The 22,809-nt window shown below is 61.0% G+C and carries 20 protein-coding genes; all 20 read right to left on the reverse strand.

From position 1 onward, the window contains the following. Position 1: 1 nt before the first annotated feature. Positions 2 to 550 (reverse strand): hypothetical protein, encoded by a 549-nt coding sequence (locus ACS5NL_RS01425; RefSeq protein WP_439351781.1) that lies wholly within the window; start codon positions 548 to 550, stop codon positions 2 to 4. A gap of 144 nt (positions 551 to 694) precedes the next feature. Next, complete coding sequence (gene galE / locus ACS5NL_RS01430) at positions 695 to 1,675, reverse strand: UDP-glucose 4-epimerase GalE (RefSeq protein ID WP_439351782.1); 981 nt, start codon at positions 1,673 to 1,675, stop codon at positions 695 to 697. Between the two features lie 59 nt (positions 1,676 to 1,734). After that, the gene (locus ACS5NL_RS01435; protein ID WP_439351783.1) at positions 1,735 to 2,223 is read right to left on the reverse strand and encodes a hypothetical protein; all 489 of its coding nucleotides are present in this window, start codon (positions 2,221 to 2,223) and stop codon (positions 1,735 to 1,737) included. Between the two features lie 119 nt (positions 2,224 to 2,342). After that, positions 2,343 to 3,140: a tyrosine-protein phosphatase gene (locus ACS5NL_RS01440; RefSeq protein ID WP_439351784.1), complete on the reverse strand. Its 798-nt coding sequence runs from the start codon at positions 3,138 to 3,140 to the stop codon at positions 2,343 to 2,345. Then, complete coding sequence (locus ACS5NL_RS01445) at positions 3,137 to 4,396, reverse strand: tetratricopeptide repeat protein (protein WP_439351785.1); 1,260 nt, start codon at positions 4,394 to 4,396, stop codon at positions 3,137 to 3,139. The genes ACS5NL_RS01440 and ACS5NL_RS01445 overlap by 4 nt, the downstream gene beginning before the upstream one ends. Beyond that, positions 4,393 to 5,808 (reverse strand): J domain-containing protein, encoded by a 1,416-nt coding sequence (locus ACS5NL_RS01450; protein ID WP_439351786.1) that lies wholly within the window; start codon positions 5,806 to 5,808, stop codon positions 4,393 to 4,395. Before ACS5NL_RS01450 ends, ACS5NL_RS01445 begins: the two co-directional genes overlap by 4 nt. Positions 5,809 to 5,822: 14 nt before the next feature. Beyond that, positions 5,823 to 9,134, reverse strand: a complete 3,312-nt coding sequence (locus tag ACS5NL_RS01455) for a GumC family protein (RefSeq protein WP_439351787.1) — start codon at positions 9,132 to 9,134, stop codon at positions 5,823 to 5,825. Positions 9,135 to 9,165: 31 nt separating this feature from the next. Further along, positions 9,166 to 9,930, reverse strand: coding sequence for a polysaccharide biosynthesis/export family protein (locus tag ACS5NL_RS01460; RefSeq protein ID WP_439351788.1), 765 nt, complete (start codon positions 9,928 to 9,930; stop codon positions 9,166 to 9,168). A gap of 102 nt (positions 9,931 to 10,032) precedes the next feature. Beyond that, the gene (locus ACS5NL_RS01465; protein WP_439351789.1) at positions 10,033 to 11,313 is read right to left on the reverse strand and encodes an O-antigen ligase family protein; all 1,281 of its coding nucleotides are present in this window, start codon (positions 11,311 to 11,313) and stop codon (positions 10,033 to 10,035) included. After that, positions 11,300 to 11,848: an NUDIX domain-containing protein gene (locus ACS5NL_RS01470; protein ID WP_439351790.1), complete on the reverse strand. Its 549-nt coding sequence runs from the start codon at positions 11,846 to 11,848 to the stop codon at positions 11,300 to 11,302. Before ACS5NL_RS01470 ends, ACS5NL_RS01465 begins: the two co-directional genes overlap by 14 nt. After that, positions 11,845 to 12,183 (reverse strand): VanZ family protein, encoded by a 339-nt coding sequence (locus tag ACS5NL_RS01475; RefSeq protein ID WP_439352035.1) that lies wholly within the window; start codon positions 12,181 to 12,183, stop codon positions 11,845 to 11,847. Before ACS5NL_RS01475 ends, ACS5NL_RS01470 begins: the two co-directional genes overlap by 4 nt. 2 nt (positions 12,184 to 12,185) lie before the next feature. Further along, positions 12,186 to 13,460: a glycosyltransferase WbuB gene (locus ACS5NL_RS01480; RefSeq protein ID WP_439351791.1), complete on the reverse strand. Its 1,275-nt coding sequence runs from the start codon at positions 13,458 to 13,460 to the stop codon at positions 12,186 to 12,188. Beyond that, the gene (locus ACS5NL_RS01485) at positions 13,457 to 13,771 is read right to left on the reverse strand and encodes an LbetaH domain-containing protein (RefSeq protein ID WP_439351792.1); all 315 of its coding nucleotides are present in this window, start codon (positions 13,769 to 13,771) and stop codon (positions 13,457 to 13,459) included. The genes ACS5NL_RS01480 and ACS5NL_RS01485 overlap by 4 nt, the downstream gene beginning before the upstream one ends. A gap of 280 nt (positions 13,772 to 14,051) precedes the next feature. After that, positions 14,052 to 15,251, reverse strand: a complete 1,200-nt coding sequence (locus tag ACS5NL_RS01490) for a glycosyltransferase (protein ID WP_439351793.1) — start codon at positions 15,249 to 15,251, stop codon at positions 14,052 to 14,054. Further along, positions 15,248 to 16,366 carry a glycosyltransferase gene (locus ACS5NL_RS01495; RefSeq protein ID WP_439351794.1) on the reverse strand — a complete coding sequence of 373 codons (1,119 nt, stop codon included), beginning with the start codon at positions 16,364 to 16,366 and terminating at the stop codon, positions 15,248 to 15,250. The genes ACS5NL_RS01490 and ACS5NL_RS01495 overlap by 4 nt, the downstream gene beginning before the upstream one ends. A gap of 305 nt (positions 16,367 to 16,671) precedes the next feature. After that, a complete protein-coding gene (locus tag ACS5NL_RS01500) occupies positions 16,672 to 17,709 on the reverse strand; it encodes a CgeB family protein (protein ID WP_439351795.1) in 1,038 nt (345 codons plus the stop codon). Continuing rightward, on the reverse strand, positions 17,706 to 19,382 hold the full coding sequence (locus ACS5NL_RS01505) for a hypothetical protein (protein WP_439351796.1): 1,677 nt from the start codon (positions 19,380 to 19,382) through the stop codon (positions 17,706 to 17,708). Before ACS5NL_RS01505 ends, ACS5NL_RS01500 begins: the two co-directional genes overlap by 4 nt. A gap of 204 nt (positions 19,383 to 19,586) precedes the next feature. After that, positions 19,587 to 20,741, reverse strand: coding sequence for a glycosyltransferase family 4 protein (locus ACS5NL_RS01510; protein ID WP_439351797.1), 1,155 nt, complete (start codon positions 20,739 to 20,741; stop codon positions 19,587 to 19,589). Positions 20,742 to 20,814: 73 nt separating this feature from the next. After that, positions 20,815 to 21,462 carry an acyltransferase gene (locus ACS5NL_RS01515; protein ID WP_439351798.1) on the reverse strand — a complete coding sequence of 216 codons (648 nt, stop codon included), beginning with the start codon at positions 21,460 to 21,462 and terminating at the stop codon, positions 20,815 to 20,817. Continuing rightward, on the reverse strand, positions 21,459 to 22,805 hold the full coding sequence (locus ACS5NL_RS01520) for a lipopolysaccharide biosynthesis protein (protein WP_439351799.1): 1,347 nt from the start codon (positions 22,803 to 22,805) through the stop codon (positions 21,459 to 21,461). Before ACS5NL_RS01520 ends, ACS5NL_RS01515 begins: the two co-directional genes overlap by 4 nt. Between the last annotated feature and the right edge of the window lie 4 nt (positions 22,806 to 22,809).

Here is a 22,809-nt window from a genome sequence, read left to right on the forward strand (position 1 = left end):
CTCAGCCCTTGCTGTCCTTGTATTCGCACACCAGGTCGGGCTTGGCGCGGCGCTGTTCCTGGCAGATGGCGGCGAAGGTCTCGCGGTTGCGCTTGTCCTCGTCGCCGTTGTAGACCGTGACCCCGGCGACCACGCCGATCAGCGGGCACAGCGCGGCGGCGGCCCCGCCGGTGGCGATCGCGGCGATCACGCACAGGTTGTTGGCGGTGGCGCCCCAGCCGAAGGCGCCGTAGGCGCTCCACATGGCCGGCTGTTCGGTCGCGGGAGCTGCCTGGATCTGTTTGTAGGCAATCGCCTTCACGCCCAGGGTCAGGATGCCCAGCGGGTTGGCTTCGGCCGCGCCGAGCGCCAGACCGAGGCCGGTCGAGCCGACGTCGGCCACCTGCCCGGCCACGGCGTTGTCCTTCAGGGCGGGTCCTTCTTCGGCGCGGGCCTGGCCCGAAACCGCGCAGATGGCGGCGGCGGCGATCAGGAGCTGGGCCAGGTGGCGGCGAACGCCGGCCGGCTGGACGGGAGCGGAAGCGGTCCGCGGTGCGCTGGGCTTGAACATGGCAGCAGTCCTTGAGGATGGGACATCCGGGTCTGCGGCCTTGCGGCTGTGACCCGACGATGTTTCCTCTATCGGCCTGCTGTGCTCAAACTTTCGCGGATTCTTTGGTGGGACGCCGCTCTGCGGCCTTCCGTCGTACCTGCTTCAACCCCGCAATAAGACTTTCTGCTCCCAGCGCCAGGCGTGCTCGATCAGCGTGTCCAGCGCCGCGTACCGGGGCGCCCATCCCAGCTGCGCGACCGCACGGGTCGCATCGGCCACCAGGCGGGCAGGATCGCCGGCGCGGCGGTCGGCGTATTGCACCGGGATCTCCCGCCCCGTGACCCGGCGCGCGGTGTCGATCACCTGCTGCACGGAAAAACCGCTGCCATTGCCCAGGTTGAACGCCTGGCTGCCGCCGCCGGACAGCAGCGACTGCAGCGCCAGCCAGTGCGCGCTGCACAGATCGTTGATGTGCACATAGTCGCGGATGCAGGTTCCGTCCGGCGTGTCGTAGTCGCGCCCGAACACCGTGATGTGCGGGCGGCGGCCCGAGGCGGCCCGCAGCACCAGCGGGATCAGGTGGGTTTCGGGCTCGTGGCGCTCGCCCAGTTCGCCTTCCGGGTCGGCGCCTGCGGCGTTGAAGTAGCGCAGGCACACCGACTTCAACCCGTAGGCGGCGTCGTAGTCGGCCAGCACCTGCTCCACCATCAGCTTGGTCCGGCCGTACGGGTTGATCGGCTGCCTCGGGTGCGCCTCGTCGATGCGGTCGCTCCGGGGTTCGCCGAAGATGGCGGCCGTCGACGAGAAGATGAACTTGTCGATGTTCGCGTCGCGCATCGCGTCCAGCAGGTTCAGCGTGTTCACCAGATTGTTCTGGTAGTACCGCGCCGGGGCGGTCACCGACTCGCCCACCTGGATGAACGACGCGAAGTGCATCACTGCGTCAAAGTGCTGCCCCCGGAACAGGGCGTCCAGGCCCGCCCGGTCCGCGATATCCCCCTGCACGAAGTCGCCATGCAGCACCGCGTCGCGGTGCCCGCCGGCCAGGTTGTCCAGGGTGGTCACCCGGCAGCCCTGCCGGCCGAGAAACTTGACCATGTGGGAGCCGATGTAGCCCGCTCCGCCGATGACGAGGATGTGCATAGAAATTCGATGGACAACAAAAAAGGCCCGAAGGGCCTTTTTTGCTGGGTGATCCGGAATCAGCTGTTGCTGGGACCTGCCGGCGTCGCGGGGGTCGCAGGCGTGGCCGGCGTTCCGGGGCTGGCCGGCGTGGCCGGGATCGCAGGGGTGGCCGCGTTGTTGTTGCGGTTGCGGTTCACGTTGTAGGCCAACGCGCCGAGACCGGCGCCGCCCAGCAGCATGTTGGTAGGCGTGAAGAACGTGCCGCCGCCAGCACCGGCACCTGCGCCACCACCGGCGGCCACGAACTGCTGGCAGGCTGCCTGCGTCACGGTCATCGACTGGCCCGGGCCGAGGGTCGCCACGCAACCCGGCATCGAGAGGGTCACACCGCCGTTGCCGGTGGCACTCACCACGGCGCCGGAGGGAATGGACGTTCCGTTCGTCACGTTGATCAGCTGGTTGCCCGACGTGGCGGTCACCAGACCTGTCACGCCAGAGGCGGTCGCCTGGGCGAATGCAACGCCCGAAACGGACAGGACGGCAAGTGAGAGAACCAGTTTTTTCATGTGAGTACCCCGGAAGTTGTAACAATGTTAAGCGCAGGCTCGGATGGCGTCAACCGAACCGGTAAAAAATCCCTTGAATTCAACACATTGCGCGAATTTGATGCGTCGATGCGACCCCTTCAGGCGCGGGAACGGAAGCGGGAGAGCCATTGGCGGATCAAAGTGGGGCGCGCGGCCTCTTTTTGGGGCAGTTCGTGCTCCTGTGGCGGCGCATTGTCGAGTACGGCTTGAGGTCTTTCCAGGACCATGCGCCGCGCCTCCTGGGCGCCGACCAGCCGCTCCACCACCGCCAGCCCCTCGCTCAGCCGCGGCCGCCGCCGGCCGTTCGAGTGCGCGTCGGTCGCCAGGAGGTGGGTGAGGCCGTCGCCGACGAAGCGCTCGCCCCAGTATTTCGCCCGCGGACCGAACATGCCGGTCAGCGCGCCGGCCGTCACCTGCATCCAGGCTCCCTGACCGATCAGCCGCTGGAACACTGGAAAGTGACCTTCCACCCAGGTCAGCCGTTCCGGATGCGTGATCACCGGTGTGTAGCCCGAGGCGATCAGGTTGAAGACCGATTCCTCCAGCCGCGGCGGCGGCGTGGTGTGCGAAGGTTCCAGCAGAAAGTAGCGTGATCCGTGCAGGGTGGGCACCTGACCGCTGCGCAGACCGTCGATCAGACCGGGCACCAGGTGCACATCGGCTCCCACCACCAGCTGCAGCGCGATGCCCGCCTGGTCCAGCTCGGCCTGCAGCGCATCGCGGGCGGCGGCGATGCCGGGGCCGTCGTTCATGTACATGCCCGGATAGATGTGTGGCGTGCAGGCCATCGTCCGGATGCCGTCGTCCACCGCGATGCGCGCCATTTCCAGCGACACCTCCAGCGTCTTGGCGCCGTCGTCGATGCCCGGCAGGATGTGGCTGTGCAGGTCGATCATGGCGGCGTCTCCATGGACAACTGGAAGTTGTCGAACAGCATCTCGCCCCGCATGCCGGTGCGGGCCTCGAAGTCGGCCTGCGGCTGCAGGCCCAGCGAGACGCCGAAGCCGCACTCGGGGGGCACTTCCAGCGCCACGTCCATGCGTTTCCAGTCGCGGCCGGTGGTCTTGAGCGAAGGCACCCGGGTGATCTCGCCGCGCGAACCCGCGCAGGCAAAGACCCAGGCCAGTCCCTGTTCGCTGCGCAGTTCCGTGGCCTGGTACTCGCCGGTGAAGCGGTAGTGCCCCGGCGGCAGCATCAGGATCTGGCGCACGATCGGGGTGGACAGCGCCTTGCCCCGGAACTCCACCCGCATCACCTGCCCGCGCTCCTTGCGCCCCGAGAGCGATACCTGCGCACCGGCCCGGTGGTCGTTGCTGCCCGGCGTCTCCCAGTCGAAGCCGCCGGTCAGGAAAGGCTGCTCGAAGTCGCCGTTGAACAGCATCGGCAGGGGCTTGTTCCACAACTGCATCCAGAGCGCATGGGCATCCAGCCACTGGTCCTCGGCCTTGAGCTGGCGGATCAGGGCCAGTCCCAGTTTCGGCGTCAGCGTCTTCTGCTCCACCAGCTGCTGGATCAGCGGCATCGCCACCACCGTCGGCACCTTGGCCGCCGGCAGCGCGCGCAGCACGCGGTCGAGCCAGCCGGTGTCGGCCCGGGCCGCCGCCACCAGCGCCTTGCCCACCTCGCCGTTGACGCGTGCGAAGTTGATCATCTCGGTCAGCGTGCGCGTGGCCTCGGCATCGCCGTGGTACTGCGACAGCCGGATCAGTGCGTCCAGCGCCGCGGTCCAGCGCTGTGCCTTCATGGCGTGGTGCGCCTGCAAGCGCAACACATCGACCTGCTGCGGCGCCACCTTCCCGGCCCGTTCCAGCAAGGCGGCCGGGTCCAGGTGCGCCGGCGCATCCGGCTGGTGGGCGTACACCGTCAGCGCCACCAGCGCCAGCGTGTCGCCGGGGTTCTGTGCCAGCCGCTGCTCCAGCCGGGCGACCTTCTCTTCCAGCGTGCGGCCGTTGATGTCGTCGCACATGGCCAGCTGCGGCCACTCGTTCTTCCAGCACGCCATCGTGGTGTTCACGTCCCAGGCCTTCCAGCCCAGCCACAGCGTTGCCACCACCAGCGCCGCCGTGATGCCCAGCCGGGCGGGTGTCCACGCACCTGCCGACCGCGGCGGTGCTGCGGCCAGGGCGTCGGAAAAATTCGGTTCGTCGTTCATCGTGTCTGGCTCGCGACCAGTTGGGTCAGGACCGGCCGGCCGTCCTGCGGCTGGAAATAGGCGCGCAACTGCAGATCGCGCACCTGCACCGCGTTGCTGCCGTCCTGCAGGTGCACTTCCACCACGCCATCGACCACCAGCTGTTCGCCCATGTTTCTCGATTTGAAGGACACCTTGCCCAGCTGCGTCACCCTGTGGCCGGCCAGCCACTGGTTGAACTGCGTGACAAAGGCGCTGTTGGCGGGCAGCGCACGCCAGTCGCGGTCGATCCACTGCGCCAGGCTCTCGCCCCGGCCGCTGTAGAGGCTGCCGACCACATTGGTCAGCGCCGGATGCACCTGGGCCATGGTCAGCCGCGCGGACGGTTCGGCGGCGGCAGGCTCCGCCGCGGCCGCCACGGGTGGTGTGGGTGCGGGCACGGGTGCCGCAGAAACCGCCGGGGCGGTCGCCGCGGCATCTCCCGCCACCGGTGCGGGACCAGGGGCGGGCGCCATCGCCAGCCGGGTGTCCATGGTCAGTCTGAGCTCGCCCGGCGGCGGCGTTGCCGGGGCCGGCCGGGCCGGCGCAGCGGTGCGTGCCGCGGTGGCCGCTGTGGCCGGCGTGGCCGTCAGTGCCTTGTCCTGGATCGCTGGCGAGGCTGCCACCACCGTCTCCGGCGGTGCCGGCAGCCGTGGTCCGGCGTCGACATACGACGCCGTGTCCTCGCTCACGGTGCGCTGCCGCGCCGCCAGCGAACCCTCTTCCGGCGTGTCGAGCACCAGCAGCACCGCGCCGCACACCAGCGCGCCGACCAGCGCGGCGAACACCTTGGCCCGGGTCGACATCAGGTGGCGCCACCGGTCGGAGATCGGGGTGCCGGGCAACCCCTTGCGCAGGTGGACCGGCCCGACCCGCGGCCGGGGTGCGCCAGCGGCCGCCGGCACGGGTGCCGGCTTGGGCATCGCCGCTGTGCCCGCCGGCAGGGTCGCGTCGTAGCCGGCACGGCGCACCGACGAGGCCAGCACGTCGTGGGCAATGTTGATGCGCGACGCGGCGTCCGCCGGCCAGTGCTCACCACCGGCTTCGAAGTCCGGGTGCGTCAGCCGGATCATCAGCCGGTAGTGGTCGCGCACCTGTTCGGCGTCGGCCTTGCGGCCCAGTCCGAGCAGGGTGTAGTGGTCGTTGTCGGGGCGCAGCAGGGCCGTGCGCACGAAAAAGCGCGCCGCCCGGCGCGCTGCCGCTTCCTGCCGCTCGCCGAGGGTGGACAGACCCTCCACCGTGCGGCCCACCGCCAGTTGCAGCACGGCGTGGGCCCCGTCGTACAGCAGGCGGGGTTCGCGCAGCGCCTGCGGATAGCGGCCCGGCGTGCGCTCGAAGTCCAGCAGCGTCGAGACGAGCGCGTCGCCCCAGGAGGCGGCCGGAGTGCTTGCCATGCCGGGGTGTTCCTTCAGCCGCCGGAGGCCAGGTGCGGCTCATCCAGCGACACCATCCGGTTGACGAGCAGGAACATCGGCGGCTGGGCCTTGCCGTCGCCCGGCACGCGGTACTGCGTCTGGAACTGCTTCACCCGGGCCTCGAAGCTGTTGGCCGTCGCCTCGAGCTTCTGCTGTTTCTGCAGGGCCTTGAGCTGCGTGTCCAGCCACTGGCCCGCCGCGTCGTTGGCCTTGGCGGTGAACAGCCGCTCGCGGAACCCGGGCGGCAGGCGCCACAGCGTCGAATAGCCGCCCGACCACTGCTTCTCGAACTCCGCCACCGGCAGGCGCCAGGTGTGCGGACCCGAGACCAGCGTCGCGCCCTTGGCGTCCAGCGCGCGCAGCATCACCCAGCGCTGGGTGCCGCCCTGCTTGAGCTGCACCAGCCCCGGCCGGTCCAGCACCCGCAGGTCGGCCACGCTGGCGGCCGGCAGGCGGAAACACTGCAGACCGGCCGCGATGGCGTTGTCACAGGCGCCGTTGGGGTTGAACTTCGCGCCCCAGAGGTCGGCCAGCGCAGGCCAGGTGTCGGTCGGGCTGTCCTTGAGCGAGGCCAGCTCCGGCGCCTGGGCCGACACGGCGTCGTCGGCCGCGGGTGCCGCCGCCGGAGCAGCCGCCGCCACGGGCGCGGGCGAAGGCACCGCGGGTGCGGCGACCGGCGCCTCAATCGCCGCCGGGGCCGCGGCAGCGGGTGCCGTTGCCGGCGGCGCGACGTCCTTCACGACGCCCTCGGCGTGGTTCTTCGCGATGGTCTTCTCGGGCGTGGCCGACGGCCACAGCACCCAGGCCAGCGCCGCCAGCAGCACCGTGGCTGCTGCACCACCACCCAGCAACAGCGGCCGGTTCAGCGGTCCCGGGCGGCGCGGTGCGGGCCCGGATGCGCTGGCGGCAACGCCAGCTCCCGGGCCCTCAGCTTTTCCCAGGCTCGGTTCCCTTCGCTGCGTCGAGGCCGGCAAGGCCGCCGCCGCGGCGGCCGGCTCGTTGCCATAGCCGTAGTAGGCCTCGTAGGAATAGTCGCTGCTGTGTTCGCTGCGCGCGTGCGTCAGCACCACGCCCATCGGGGCGATGCCCGCATTGCGCAGCCGGCGCAGCGCGTCCTTGACGCTGGCGCGCTTGGTGCCCGCGGCCTTGACCGCAAACACGATGTGCTGGATCTGGTTGCCCAGCACGATGGCGTCGGCGATGCCCAGCAGCGGCGGGCCATCGATCACGACCTGCGTGAACCCCAGCTCCTGCGCCTTCTCCAGCAACATGCCGAACTTCGGCCCCATCAGCAGCTCCACCGGGTCCGGCGGCGTCGGGCCGGCGGTCAGCACGCTCAGGCTGGGCACCACCGTCGGGTGGATCAGCATCTCGTTGCCCTTCATGTCGCCCGTCAGCAGGTTCGACAGGCCGCGCTCGTTGGGCATGCGCAGCGACTTGTGGATGCTGGGCTTGCGCATGTCGGCGTCGATCAGCAGCACCCGCTGTCCCAGTTGCGCGAAGTTGATCGCCAGCGCCAGCGCCGTGGTCGACTTGCCCTCGGCCTTGCCGCAGCTGGTCACCATGAAACGCTTGGGCGCGCCGTCGGCGGTCGAGAACTGCAGCGCCGTGCGCATGCTGCGGTAAGCCTCGGCGAACGCGCTGCGCGGCTCCAGGTGCGCCAGCATCGCGACCGCATCGTCCAGCCCCTTTTCGGGCTTGGTCAGCGGAATCAGGCCCAGCAGCGGCACGCCAAACTGCGACTCGATCTCGTCGGCGTGCTTGATGGAGTCGTCCATCTGCTCGCGCAGCAGCGCCAGCGCCACGCCCAGGAACAGGCCCAGCATCAGCCCCAGGCCGATGTTGACCATCGGCCGCGGGCGGAACGGGAACAGCGGCACCGTCGCCTCGTCGACCACGCTCACGTTGTTGGTCGTCAGCCCGCCCGTGACGCTCACTTCCTTCAGGCGCTGCAACAGGCTGTCATACACCTGCCGGTTGGTGTCCAGCTCGCGCTGCAGCAGGTTCATGTCCACGCTGCGGTCCTGCACCGACTGCAGCTCCGAGCGCGAAGTCGCCACCCGCGACTTGAGGGCCTCTTCCTGCTTGCGGGCCGCCTCGTACTGCACCTTGATCGAGGCCAGCACGGTCTTGATTTCGGCGTCGATGCGGGCGTCCAGCTCGTTGAGCTGCGCACGCGCCTGCACCATGCCCGGGAAGTCGGGCTTGAAGGTCGCCAGGTTCTTGGCGTACTCGGCCTCCAGCCGGGCCTTCTGCTCCTTGTAGGCCTTGATCGCGTCGTTGTCCTGCACCTGCGGTGCCGTCTCGGGCGCCAGCTTCACCTGGTTGTAGAGCGACTCGGCCTTGATGCGGTCCTGCTCCGCCTTGGACAGCGCCGCCGAGAAATCGACGAACGACTGCGAGCTCGCGGTGCCCTTGTCGCCCAGGTTCAGCAGCGAGTTGTTCTTCGCGTATTCGTTGACCTTGCGCTCGGCCTCCTCCAGCTTGGCCTTGACCTGCCGGATCTGGTCTTCCAGGAAGCTGCGCGCGTAGACCGACGACTCCAGCTTGCGCTCCAGGTTGACCGCGATGAACGACTTGGCCATCTGGTTGGCGATCCGCGCCGCCAGCTCCGGGTCCTTGTTGTTGACCTGCACGCTCACCAGACGGGTATTGCGCAGCGGCGTCACCGTCAGCGACCCCTGCAGGGTCGAGACCGTGTCGCTGCGGTCCAGCGCTTTTTCGTCCTTGACCGACGGCGTGGACCACATGGCGAAGTTCTGGCGCATGCGCTGGAGCAGGCCGGGGTCCTCGTCCCTGGCGCCGTCGCCGGCGCGCAGCGAGTCGGCCGGTGCCGGGTCGGCCGCCGCGCCCAGCTGCTCCGGCGTCTTGGCGCGGTAGAGCCCCACCTCGTCGACCACCCGCTCGGCCAGGCTGCGGCTGTTGAGCAGCTCGATCTGCGTGCGCAGCTGCACCTCGGGGTCGGAGTAGTTGGCGTTGTCGGTGGCCAGATCGCTTTCCGACTTGAACCCCACCACCCGCTGGGCGGCCGGATCGATCTGCAGCACCACCTCGGCCTGGTAGACCGGCGTGGCCCGCAGGGTGTAGAGCAGCGCCGCCACCCCGCACAGCGCGGCGGTGCCCGCGATCATCTTCGAGTGCTTGACCAGCATGCGCCAGAGCTGGCGCAGGTCGATCTCGTCGCCCTCTTCGGCCGCCGCGGCTTCGGAGCGCATGAGCACATGGGTCTGCAGCGCCCCGGCGGGGCGCACCGTCAGCGCTCCCGGAGGTTGCGGGATGGAGGGGAGCTGTTCGTGTTGAGACATGTTGGCTGGGAAAAGGGACGCAGCGCCGCGATCAGTAGCGGCTCGAGAACGGATTGAGGGTGTCGATGATGTCGCGGAACAGCGAGTCGCGCAGACCGGCGCGGCGCGGGTCGCGCTTGACCACGATCACGTCGTCGGCCCGCACGTCGGGGTCTTCCACTTCGCCGGCCCGCACCTTCTCCAGGTCGAACTTGAACGACGCCCGCTTGCCGTCCGGGAACTGGCGGTACAGCATGATGTCGTTGAGGTCGGCGTACTGGGCGCCGCCGCCGGCCAGCGCCAGCGCCCGCAGCAGCGTCAGCTGGCCGGTCACCGGGTAGATGCCCGGCTTGGTGACCGCGCCTTCGATCGTGATGCGCTGGGTGGTGAATTCCTTGATGAACAGGCTCACCTGCGGGTCCTGCAGGTACTTCTCGCTGTACTTCGAGGCGATCAGCTGCTCGGCCATCTGGGCCGTCAGGCCCGCGATCTGGACCGGCCCGATCAGCGGCAGCGACACCAGCCCCGAAGCGTTGACCCGGATGTCGCGCTTCATGTCCGGAATGCCGAACACGTTGAACTCCAGCAGGTCGTTGGGCGAGATCCGGTAGTCGGCGCCGACGCTTGCCAGCGAGCTCAGCGGTGCCGGGTCGCCGTTGGGCCTGAGCCCCGACGAACCCGTGATCGCCGTCGGCGACTGCAGCGAGCCGGACGGGGACGGGCGGGTGCCGTCCTGCTGGGCCATCGCCCAGGTGGCCGTGCACAGCACTGCCGCCCCCAACAGGGCCTTTCCACCGCGCAAAAGCAGCCTTTTCATGATCTTCCGGTTCCTGGTTGCGTTGCCCGCCTCAAAGCCGCAGGCAACCTTTGATTTTACATTTGTTCACATTTCCTGTCTGTAACAGACGGACATTGGTATTCATTCCGGTTCGCGCAACAGCCAGCCCAGCAGCGTGGCCGCCAGCATGCTGTTGGCCGGGATGTGAAACGGGTAATCGACCCAGGCGTGCAGGCCCACCGCCAGCAGGCCCAGGGCGCAGCCAACCGACAGGGTACCCCCCTCCCAGCGGCTGGCCCGCCGCGCCAGCAGCGCCAGCACCGCCGCCAGCATCAGCACCCCCGCCAGACCGGTGTCTGCCAGCCACTGCGCGTAATCGTTGTGCGCCAGGTTGATCCAGAACTGGCCCAGCGCCGCCGGCTGCGACGCCGACGACACCCAGGCAAAACTGCCCACCCCCGTGCCCCAGGGAAACGCCTGCCAGGCCAGCGCAGTCGCCACCGAGCGCAGCGCTGCGCGGGTCTCGCTGTCGGCCAGCAGCCGGTCGTCCTCAAAGCGCTGGACCCAGTCCAGCCCGCCCATCAGCACCAGCAGCCCGACCAGCGCCAGCACGACCACCAGCCTCAGCGCCACCGTCCGGCGCCGCTGCTGCGGACGGTCGGCGCGCGGCCACATCAGGCCCAGACCCAGCAGCAATACCAGAAACCCGGTCGCGATGCCGGTGCGCGAGGTCGAGATCATGACCGTGCTCATCAGCACCACCGCGCCGATGCCCCAGAACCAGGCCCGCCGGACACCCGCGCCCCGCCGCTCCTTCAGCGCCTCGAACAGCGCCATCAGACACAGCGCCATGCCCATCACCAGCAGGTTGGCGTAGGTGTTCTTGCTCGCCAGGGTGCCAATCGCCTTCTCGGCCGTGACCAGCCCGAAGTGCAGCGGTTCCGGCGCCGCCTGCTGCGCCAGCCCCAGCACCGCCTGCGCCAGCGCCACGCAGGCCCACACCCGCAGCAGCGTCTTCATCTGCGCCCGGCTGACCGACATCGCCGCCGCCAGACAGACCACCACCGGCACGCCCGCCAGCAAGGCAAACGCCGTCGCCTCCGGCACCGCGCTGATGCGCCCCAGCCCCGGCCAGGGCGTCAGCTGAAGCAGCCCCAGCCAGAGCGGCGCCGACACCAGCGACACCCGCAGCGCCCGCGACCAGCCCGTGCCCCAGCTCGCCGGCCACGCCAGCCCCCGCACCCCCAGCGCCCAGCCCAGCGCCGCCGCCAGCGCCAGCCACTCCAGCGCCACCAGCGCCACCCCGCGGTTGCCCCCGCGGATCACGCTCGCCAGCACCACCAGCGCCAGCAGCGGCCACCAGGCGAGCCCCGGCCAGCGGCCTTCGTCGCGGTGGCTCCTGAAATACTCAGACAAGACCATGCTCCCTGTGAATCCTTCGGTCGACCCAGTCGGCATACGGCTGGACATAGGCATGCAATTCCATGCCCGCCAGCTTGCGCGAGGCCGACACCCAGGCCCACTCCCGGTGCTGCTCGCCCACCGGCAGGCGCAGGAACTCCAGCTCTTCGTCCGAGAGCGCCAGCCAGAACGGCAGATTCACATAGTGCGTCGGCAGGTTGGCGTTCATCGTGCTGTCCGGGAACAGGTGGTCCCAGGCCCCCATCGGCTCCGAGCGATCGATCCACTGTTCGGCCAGTGCCGCCGCAATGCCCAGCTCGGACACCGCGATCCGCGTGCGCGCCTGGCGCAGGGTCTCGCCCTTGCGGACGCGCCCGCCCGGCGTGAACCAGGTGTCGCGCGCCGGCGCGTTGAGCCGGTGGCCCACCAGAATCTCGCCGGCCGGGTTGCTCAGCACCCAGTCCACCGACACCAGCGGCAGCGCCTCGATGGCCGAGAGGAACTGCGCCTCCGGCAGGAGATCGGGCGCCTGAGGCATTGGCTGAGCTTCTTTCATCTGTTTGTTCCGACGTTCCATATCTTCCATTCGCGCGAAGCGGCCATCACCAGCCCGATACCCACCAGATCGGCCACCCAGTCACCCAGGCTGGGCGAGAAGCCCGGCAGAAAAAACTGGTGAATCTCCACCGCCGCCCCCAGCGCCGCCGCCAGCATCGCCACCCGGTGGCGCGGCCAGCGCAGCGCCCAGGCCAGCGCCAGGTACACCGTGGCGAACGCCATCGCGTGCGCCATCTTGTCCCAGCGGTAGTACATGCCCCGCATCACCGGCAGCTGCACCAGCTGGTACGCCAGCAGCAGCCCCGCCGACACCAGCAACATCCGCAGCGACATCTTCACGGCGCCACCTTCGCGTCTGCGTCTGCGCCTGCGGCCATACCGGCACCCGTCAGCGCCCGCAACTGATCCTCAAAACGCCGCAACACCTGGTCGCGGCCGAGCTCGCGCTCCGCATACCGCCGCCCGGCCTGCCCCAGGCGCTCGCGCAAGGCCGGATCCTGCGCCAGCTTCTGCAGCGCCGCCGCCATCGCCGCCGGGTCCTCGGGCGGCACGATCAGACCACACGCCGCCTCCACCGCCACCACCCGGCCCAGCTCCATCTCGGGCAGCGCCGTCGCCAGCACCGCGCGACCGCTGGCCAGCATGCCCGTCAGCTTCGACGGCATCACCAGATCCGCCGCGTCGGCCCGCTGCGGCAGCAGGTGAACATCGGCCAGCCCCAGCAACTCGCCCAGCCGCTCCAGCGGCTGCAGCTGCAGAAACTGCACATTCGCCAGCCCCTCGCAGCGCCGCTCCAGCTCCGCCCGCCCGGCCCCGTTGCCACAGAACACGAAGCGGATACGCGCATCCGGCAGGCACAGCCGCGCCGTCTCGGCCAGCACCTCCAGCCCCTGCTTGTTGCCCATGTTCCCCGAATACAGCGCCACCACCGCATCGGGCGCCAGCCCCAGCGACTGCCGGTAGGCGCTGGCCGCCGTCAGCGGCACGATGTGGTCGATGTCCACCCAGTTGGGGAACGACACCCGGCGCTGCGTGTCCACGCCCTTGCGCGCGGCCAGGTCGAGCATGCGGCCCGAAATCGTCGACACCCGGTCAAAGCGCCGCATCAGCCAGCGCTCGCCCGCCTGCACCAGCCCCCGCAGGGCCTTGCCCTTGATCAAGCCGAGATCAAACGCCGCGTCCACCTCGTAGTCCTGCACATGCAGCCAGCTGCGGGCGCCGCGCAGCTTCGCGAACGCCACCGCCGCGGGCGCACACATCAGCGGCGGCTCCACCACCCAGACCACGTCCGGCTTCCAGCGCCATTGCGCCAGCAAGGCCGGCAGGCTGGCCAGCGCAAAGCTCGCCAGGTGCACCAGGCGCTTCAGGCCGCCCGGGCGCGCGGGCACCCACAGCGGTGTGCGCCAGACCTCGACCCCCTGCCAGCGCTCGCGCCGGTAGCGCGTGGCCGAATGGCCCTCGCCGACCTTCCAGTCCGGGTAATAGGGCGGCGCGGTGATCACGCGCACTTCGTGCCCCGCCGCCGCCAGCCATTCGGCCATCTCGCCGGTGTATTTGCCGATGCCCGTCAGTTCGGGCGTGAAATTGATGCCGTAGAAAAGTAACTTCATTTAGTTGAATTGATCGGGTCGCCCTGAGGCGTTCTAAAAATACGTGTCTTTAACCAAGCAGCAGGGTTGCCTACATAAACACCATAGGGCTTTGCGTCGCTGAACAGGACAGCTCTTGCGCCGATGACTGCGGCCTCTCCAATCGTGACGCCAGGGCCGACAAAGGCTTCAGCAGCAACCCAAGCCATCGCCCCAATTTCGATGGGGTATGACTTCAGCTGAAAGTGAGGATCTGCAATGTCATGAGTACCCGCGCAAAGGTAGGCACCTTGAGAAATGATGGCTTTTTCACCGATGCTGATTCGACCCATGCAATAACACTTTGCCCCCGGCCCAAGCACGGCGTGGGCGTGCATCGTAAGGTTGGGTGGATACCAGATAGACGCAGTTCCGTACACCCGCGCAGTTGGGTGTACGCGGGCACCAAAACATCTGAGCAGGAAAGCTCGCCAACGATGTAAAGGAGGCGGGGTCCAGGCAGCAAGCAGCCTCCAGGTAGCCCCCCATAAGAGTCGGTAAACACGGTGCCTTAACGGAAACGAGGCGCCTCCTTCTAGCGGCCGGCTGTGCTCAGCATTCAACGGGTCCATGTCATGCGGGCTTTTGCAGGTGTTGGGGCTCGGGAGAGGTGTCTTGGCCGACATGCTCAGAGATGATCCGGATCAGGCTTTCCGCCACCTGTTCGATCTGAAAGCGTTGTTCAAAGCAATTGCGGGCAGCTAGCCGCATGTCTTCTTGCCGCTCGGGAGCCATTGCTAGCCAAGAAGCCAACCCGGCAACAGTCCCTTCTAGGGTGTCGTCATTGACGATGCCTGCTCGGTCGCCCTCGATCTCCCGCCAGATGTTGACTTTGTTGCTGATCAGCACGGGTTTGCTGCAACCCAGCGCTTCGGCCACGACGATTCCAAAGTTCTCTTGGTGCGAAGGCAGACAGAAAGCCTCCGCCGCGTGAAAGGCTCCCCATTTGTCATCGCCAGTCAGCATGCCAGGCCATGAGATGCGATGGGCAACGCCGAGCGCGCTCGCCTGCTGCTGCAGGACTGCCACCCAGCCAGTCTGATCGGGACCCGCCATCACGAGGTGCAGTGCAGGGTCGAGGTCGGCGACGCGGGCAAACGCCTCAAGCAACAGATCGCAGCCCTTCTTTTCGTGGATGCGACTTAGGAATAGCAGCAATCGCTTGCCGCCCAATTCTGGGTGCTTCTGCCGGAACGCTTGAGCTAATTCCTGCGCATTGGATGGCGGTGCCTTCGTGCCGTAGGACGTCACTGCCTCGTTGCAGCGATAAAGCCAAAATGAATCACGTGCTAGACGACGTTCTTCTTCACAAGTGAATACCACTGCCCTTGCATCGCGCAAGAGGCGATATTCAGCCCAAGGCCAATAAAGCCATTTCTTCAGGTGTTTAAGTGGATATCTGTATTTGAACCATGGATCCAGCATGCCGTGCGGAAGCACAAAATAGGGCGTGGGAGAATCTTTCAGAGCTAGCCATGTACCAAGTCCGTGGTACTGCCAAAGGCCGTCGACGATGACGGCATCAAACTTTGGACCGTGCTCCCTGAGCCAGGGAACCAAAAGCGGACTGTAGCCAAACCCCCATTTCGAAGGCCCTAATGCATGTACAGTCGCTGGGTACTGTTGCAAAAAATCACCTGCATCTGGCGAATCAAGAGTTAGGACTTCAACGTTGATGCCTCTGGAGGCGAGGCAAGAATCAATATTCTTGGCGCCCTCCATAGGACCGCCACCGAGCGGATCTAGGCTTGGAATGACACGAAGCAATCTCATTTTTTTGCTGCCTTCATAACGTCTTCGTATATTGAAAAATAGCGATCAATCACTGAATTGTTATCAAAGCATCTCGCATGGGCCAAACCCGCCTCTCGCGAAGCCAATTTTTCTGATGGAGATTGACGAAGTACCGATTCCAAAATATCAGCGCAGGCTCGTGCCCAAGTATCCGTGCGCTCAGTATCAAATTTTGGTATGTAGTTTGCGACATTCCCTCCCGCTTCCGTCATAGGGGCATCATTTGTTGTAAGGACAGGGCATCCGCAAGCCATTGCTTCAATGATGGGCCAGCCGAAGCCCTCTGCAATACTCGGGAAAAGCATTGCAGAAGCAGTCGAATAGGCAGCCTTAACAACTTTTGTTTCAGGACGAATTAAGAATTTAACTTCGCCCGGCCTGCCAATGGAGTTTGCAGTTGCTTGAAGTTGCTTTGAGGGGGGTGCGCCGATCATTAGCAGCGGAAGGGGGGCGGTATTTTGGCGAGCATAGGCGGCATAGATGGCGAGTACACCTTCGCGATTTTTGTACCATTGATTGCCACCGACATGTAATATAAAACCATGCTTAATTTCGGCAAGATCTTGTAAAGCGAGTAGACTTTTTGCATCTCCAGCAGGCATCGTGGAGAAGAATGGGTCAAGTGGGTTGTGAACTACTTTAATGGATGCTGCGCCCGGATTGTCTAAGAACTGGGCTAGGTCCTTGGCAGACCGGTGGGAAACGCAAATGAAATTGATGGCTTGATTAAAGCCACGCTTGATCCACTTCTGGTAGATTTTTCCTGTCCAAGAGGTCGGATTCTGAGGGAATTCATCCAAGGAAGATCGCAGCGCTAAAAAATCATGACAATGAACAACATGTGGGCGGTGTTTGACCAAGGGCACCCATGGCCCAAGCGCCTGATCTGAAAAAACAAATAGAGTATCTTCAGGTTGATTTAATAGCCGAATGCGAACTTGCAATGGAAAAACAACAAACTGATCAAGATACCCCAGCCATTTTTGTAGGAAGGGGACCGATATACGATAAAAAAATGGTTTAGGAGTCCAGCACTCAACCGAAATGCCACGGGCCAGCATTCCTTCACGGATCATGTTGGCGAAGAGAGGCATGCTGGTCGAGTTGAGGAAATCCGGGTGGCAAAAAAGCACAATTCTCACTGCGAAGCCTCTATAAAACTGAACCGCAAGGAAGATTTTTCAAAGTAGCACTTTTACGGCATGTGTCTTTCATGTTTGCCGCTGGCCAAAGCCAGTGCTGAATATAAATGGAATCCAAAAGAGCTGTGGATGAATTGCTGCATGGTGAAGCAATGAAGGCACTCTTGCAATATATGGTGATCAATGGGTGATTGATTTGGTTGTATGCTCGATTCAGCTCTATATTAAAGGGTGCATCGAGCAATTCATTGAATTCCCTATTTGATCGTGCGTTCAAGAATGGATCGGCAAATGTCTTCATTGCCTACCTTTAGTTGCACTACACGATGCCTTCCATTGCTTCGAATGCGCTCGCGAAGCGAATCGTCGCCTAGAAGTTGCTTGCACTTCTCAATGCATTCGCGCTCGTCTTCCCAAAAAATTGCCTCTTCACCTTCTTTGTACATCTGCAGGTGCTCACTAGTGCGTTCGGCACACAGTAGTCCTCCTGCAAACGGAATTTCCACAGAACGCGTGGTGTGAAGGTCCCTGTTGCCTTTTGAAAGTAACCCCAAAGATATTTGGGCACCTTGAATGGCTGAAACATAGTCTCTCCCACTAATGGCAGGGCCTCTCCAGTGCGGCGATAGATCACCCCATATTCTTGACTTCTCCCATCGCCCGCCCCAAATGGAGACGGAAACACCGGCCCTAATCAGGTTGTAAATAAAGCTGTCACGGTGCTCGTTGCGCATCCACGTCCCAATGAATGCTACATCAGATCGCATTTCGATTGGAATTGCGGATGCGTCTGCGAAGGGCGCGTGTTCGATCTCGTCATACCCTCTGGTAAAACGATAAACAGCTTTTGCTCCTAGCAGTCTGAACTCAGACTCTCCTTCGGTGCGACAAACACTGCACATGTCATAAAGCGGTATGGCTGCACGCAACGAAATGAATCGATTGCCATCTCTTGGCCCGGTTGGGTCGTCGTGATTGAATAGTATCAGCGGTGCACCAATCGCTTTCAGGGCCCGAATGCAAAGTGGGCCAAAGAGTTCGCCGCTATCGATCCAAATTGCATCAACGGACTTTAGCTTGTCGATTTCCCGAGTGCACCACTCAAGAGCCTTGCTTTGTATAAATTGATAACCTGTATGGTAGTGAAAACGTGTGGGCCAGATGCCCATGTTCTGCGTTAGGGACTCGAATGGATCAAGCGCAATTACCTCGCAGCCTATTCTCTTTAATGCCTCTGCTCGGTGGCGGCTAGTTGCCGCCATATCGAGTGCTCCAATGTAGGCGATTTTTGTCATATTTTCCCACTCCTAAATACAACTCGGGACATGAGCTTCGTCGCTTTATAGGCTACTAACCATATGAGAGCCGTCTGGAGCCAGCCTCGCAGAATATAAGCAAATAGTCCAGAGAATGACTCAATTCCTGTTGCTGCACTGGTTAGGAAATAGAACCAAGAAAAGAACGCTATTCCTATCATTGGTGAAATGATGGGAATTATTTGGTTGCTTCTTAAGACCCTGTTTGTCTGGGCATCGCCAAAAGCGAATATAGGAAGCAATGTGACTAGCAATGCGAGTGGATATAGCCAGCTGAATAGAGCGTAGGCGCTTCCCAATAGGGATCCTGTCCTGAAGCCACCCAAAGCGTATCGACTATTGGTCACTGCATACAACATAAAATCGCCACCCGAACCGCTGTTTGCAAGCTCTTTGTCGACAGGCAGCTTTAACAACTCAAGAACCGGTTTGGGGAATGTAGCTAGGACTCGTTGTCCTTCAATATCTCGAAGATATTCGCGAATGCCATTGTCCATTCGCATGGCAAGACCTAGACTGTTATCGGTGAATTTTAGATTTGCCAGTCTGGCGATAAATAGATTGTCTGTATAGTGCTCATCCCATCCCGGGGCTAATGCGGTGTTGTCTAGTTGCGTTTCGCGAAGAGTATCTTTGTCGTTGTACGCTTTAACTGTTGCCTGAATTAGCTCCATTGCTGGAAGATCTGCGCGCTTTCCTCGCACAATTACCATTGCTGTTGCCAAGTCTGTTAATGGTCCTGCTGTCAAGATAGATATCAGGAAGATCGGGGCAACGTACTTGAGCTTTAAAGTCCGCCTCGAAATTTGACCGGTTGCAAGTCCATAGAGAAAACATAGCGCGATTGATGTTATCCCAAGTAGAAGCGATGATCTGGCATTGCGCGCCATTGAAACAACAAGAAGAAGAGCCGAATAGCCGATGAAAAGAAATATTTGAGACCTGCTAAAGCGACCAAAAGTGGTGGTGATTCCTGGCAATAAACCTAGGAAAGGCAAGTAGGCTAATGGGAAGAGCGCTTGAATGAACTTGTTTCCTGCGCCTTGTGCTTCCTGTTGCACTGATCCAGCGACGAATATTTGATAGGCCATGGCCGTTAGCCCAATGGCACCCATCAGCAGTAGCTGTCGATGAGGGATTTTTGAAAAAAGACCAATCGGCTGGTAAATTTTTCTATTGATTAGCCATCTGAAATTCTGCAGCAAACCCCATGAGCGATAGATACAGTGAGTGCAAACAATTGTCACAATCCCAATGAATGAGTGAATGAATACTTCATTCGGGTAGTCTAGGTTGTAACTCAATGGCTTGATTTCTGCCAAGGTCGCCAGGGGTGGGATCAGAAAGTAATAGGCTGTATAGCCTAAAACCATAGTTGTTGATACGGGAAAGCTTCTGAGCGTATTGCGACGCAAACCGTAGGATGTACCTAGAAAGCCCCCGAGTAACGTAAGTCCTGCAGCAATAGAGTTCTCAGTAGATGCCCATAGCAGTGCTTGTAGCAACACTGCAAAACCCCATAGGGCAAGTAAATAGAATCTCGTTTTGGCAAGGTTTAATGCAGGGCCCGTGGTGGTGGAGTGTTGACCGGGTTGCGATTCGCCCTGGATGCCTCCCAGTAATATCTCCGAGCGCCTGAAGATTGTCGTCATGCGGTTTAATTCCTAATCATTCTTCTTCTTGGAACGAAGGTGGTATGAGTTGGCTGTTGTTCCCTTCGGCATACAAAAAGAGGCATTTGTCAGGGGCAGATATGATGTAAATCTGTTGCCTGCGTTGGTGGCTTGTCTAAACGGCTCGCCTGGGGCTGGTTTGTGGGGGGGTGTGGATTGAAATAAAAAACTGTGTGGGATTAATTACAATAGCGCGTGCATGGCCGCCATCATGGTTTGTCCGTACTGGCTCCACCCTCCAATACTTTTCACATTATTCAATGCTGATTTGCTAAGCTGCATTCTTAGTTCCGGGTCGTCTGCTATCTTTTGAATTTTATCTGTTAGCGTTTCGACGTCGCGAATAGGAACTATATATCCGGCTTGACCATCAACAAAAAGGTCTGATGCGCCTGTGTTGTGTGTGGCAATAACAGGGCATCCGCAGGCCAATGCTTGTCCTTGTACCATTGCAAGACCTTCTTCAATGCTTGGCAACACCATTACGTGTGATCGGCTCATGATTTGCTTGAGTCGTTCTTGAGGTACTGGGCCTAGTAAAGTAGTGTCTTCATTCAATAGGCCATTCCGCTTTAGCCAAAGAATGTATTGCTGATCATAGGTTCCCGCCAAAGTTAAATGCTTGTTTGCATGAATAACTTCCTTGAATGCCTTGAGCAGGTAAGGGATCCCTTTGCGCAAACACACCGATCCTACAAATAGGACTTCAAATGAGTCCGAACTCGGAGAGCTTGTTTTTTCAAACCTGTTTAGATCTACGCCATAGGGGATTTTTTTTATTTTTTGCCTGGAAATACCCTGTCGTACAAAACTGTCTACGTTGAAATTCGATGGGACAGTGATAAGATCTGAGGCATCATATTCTCTTTCTTCGAGATCAATAATTCTCGGATCAATACCTTTGTATGGAATTCCCCAGATTTCATGCTCTTCGCGTAGTATTTGGTCCTGGGTCCGAATATGAGTTGATCCGCGATCGCAGATATACTTTGCCCCTCTCGATTTGGCCAAAATCCCTGCTGAAAGTGCCGATGAGGAAAGGCCGCAAAAAATATCGCAATCCGGCAAATTTCTTGCTGTGAAGTTAGATAGAGATATTCGATCCAGATATTCCCACCCCTCAAGCAAAGTCTTGCCGATCCTGTGTTTATATGGAAAACCCATGTAGGGAGCATGTAGCCAAGGGAAGCTATGAATTAGATCTTGGGGTATGTCTTCGTTTTTGAGCTTAAATTTTGGATAACCAGTAAAGATGCTGGTTAGAAATCCCTTGGAGTGAAGTTGCCTAGCAAGATCAAAGGTGTGGAATTTTCCGATGGTCGAAAGTGCAACTCTCATCTCTTTAAAGAATCAGTGTTTTGTTGTGTTATTTGAGGGCATCATCCAGAGGCAGATGGATTGGATGGTGAATTCATTCGTTGCCATGGAGGCGGTGTTTGCAGTTCTCACCCCTGGTGCGTTTTTTTCTACGGGCCCTGATGTATGAAATTAAGTCATTGCCCAGCAATGATTCAACTATCAGGTTCGAATGAACATCCGCTCTCTGTCTTATCAATTCTGCAGGGTTGCCGGCGACAATAGCCATTTTCGGGACTTCTTTTGCAACGACAGAGCCAGCGGCACAGACAGCTCCAAGCCCGATTTTTCGACAGCTTGGGAGTACGAACGCGCGAGTTGCTATCCATGCGTAGTCTTCAATGGTGATTCCATAGTGTTTGTGCTCCCATTCTTGTGAGTCCACAAAATGACTGGTGGTCAATATTTCAACGCCGGAGCCTACAATTACATGGCTTCCGATGGCCACTGGTGAGCGCAGATCGATGAGATCGGTTTGAATGGAAGAGTGATCTCCAATCGAGAGGTTCTTGTTTGCCTTTTTTGCTAATCTGTATGGAAGGCTAACCTGTTTGCCGATGTGCGCCCCCTTTTTTTGTGCTATCCAGACACAAATTGAATTGAATATGAAGGAGCGCAGCCTGGGGATGAGTCCGATGACGAACTTAACAAGAGATCTGCTTTGGACTGCATCTTGGTATTGGGTGACAGATAGGTTGTTCATGCATTTTTGCCAAGTTTGAATGGAATGGCAAAGGCATGCTTGATATGGTTATGCCACGAGTCGTCCAGCAGTGCCAGTGTTTGGTGGATTGTTAGGTAGAGCAAGGGGAGTTCTGCTATGGCAATCACAAGTGCTGCAGAAGATAGTCCAAGTCGAGGGGTGATTAAAGCGATTCCTGCCAAGGTAAGCGCGGAAGATGCAACAAAATACAGAGAGATTTTGCTGTGCCTGTTGGTTGCCATCAATACCACCCAGCTTGTTTGCCAGTTGACATTAATGAATGCAGCTAAAATTAGAAGTAGCAGGGTTGGAGTGTCAGCAACAATTGCTCCCTTGGTCCAGATCTCGATTACATAGCCTCCCAGTAGAGCTGAAGAGATTGCAATTGCGCAGCTCATCCAGAATATCGCTGATGAGGCCTTTTGATGCATGCTCTTGAGGCTTGAAATGTCGTTTAGACCGAAGAGGCGAGAAGCCTCCGGCCAAATAGATTGATTCAGAGTGGTGGCCAGTTGTACCAATGCCCTGGTGAAGGTTCTGCATGCACTAAACATGACAACGGCGGCGGGGCCAAGGGCTATTCCTATTGCTAGTGTGGCACCTTGTATCCCGAGGGACAGCCCGACAGGAAAAGCCATGAACGCAACTGCAGGTGCGGCCAGTTTCCGAAGCTCTTTAACTGATGCCCCACTAAAGCCAAGCCGGAGCCAGTTGGCTGCCGCGCGGCTTCTATGGTAATAATACAGTGTGGCAACAAGCCTCGTGGCGCACATGCCAATTGCCAGTTCCGCTATCGTTGCGCCCATGAATAGGAAGAGCGCAGTTGCTAACCACTCGAAGAGCCTTGCGAATCCGCTAATGTATGTTGAATATGCGTACCTGTTCGCGGCGCGAAAAGCAGCTGAAAAAACATTGAATTGGAGATTGAGCGTCGCGTAGCACAGCAAGGCGATAACCGCCATCTTTGCCTCTGGTTCACTTGTGTGCTTTATATTCAGTGCTGCGGTGAGATCAACGTTTAGAGCGACGGGGATGCAAACGCAAAAAAGGATCAGGCAGATAATAGAAACAAATATCCATGCGGATTGATAGATATTGTTGGCCTTTGCTTGTTGCTCGTTTACGCCGAGCATAGTCATCTGATTTGCAGCTACTGTAGCGAAGCCAATATCCGATAACGCTATATAGGTTGGGATTGTGCTTAAAATGAGCCATTCTCCATATTTGGCCATCGGCCAAAAATGAAGAAAAAGCGGGACACTCAGCAGCTGAATTGCGAGGTTAACAATTTGGCTGAATGTATTCGCGCCCAAATTTCGCAGAATCTTGTTGCGCATGATCATGTAC

It is taken from the genome of Hydrogenophaga sedimenti (genome assembly GCF_051857515.1).
Taxonomy (GTDB): domain Bacteria; phylum Pseudomonadota; class Gammaproteobacteria; order Burkholderiales; family Burkholderiaceae_C; genus Hydrogenophaga.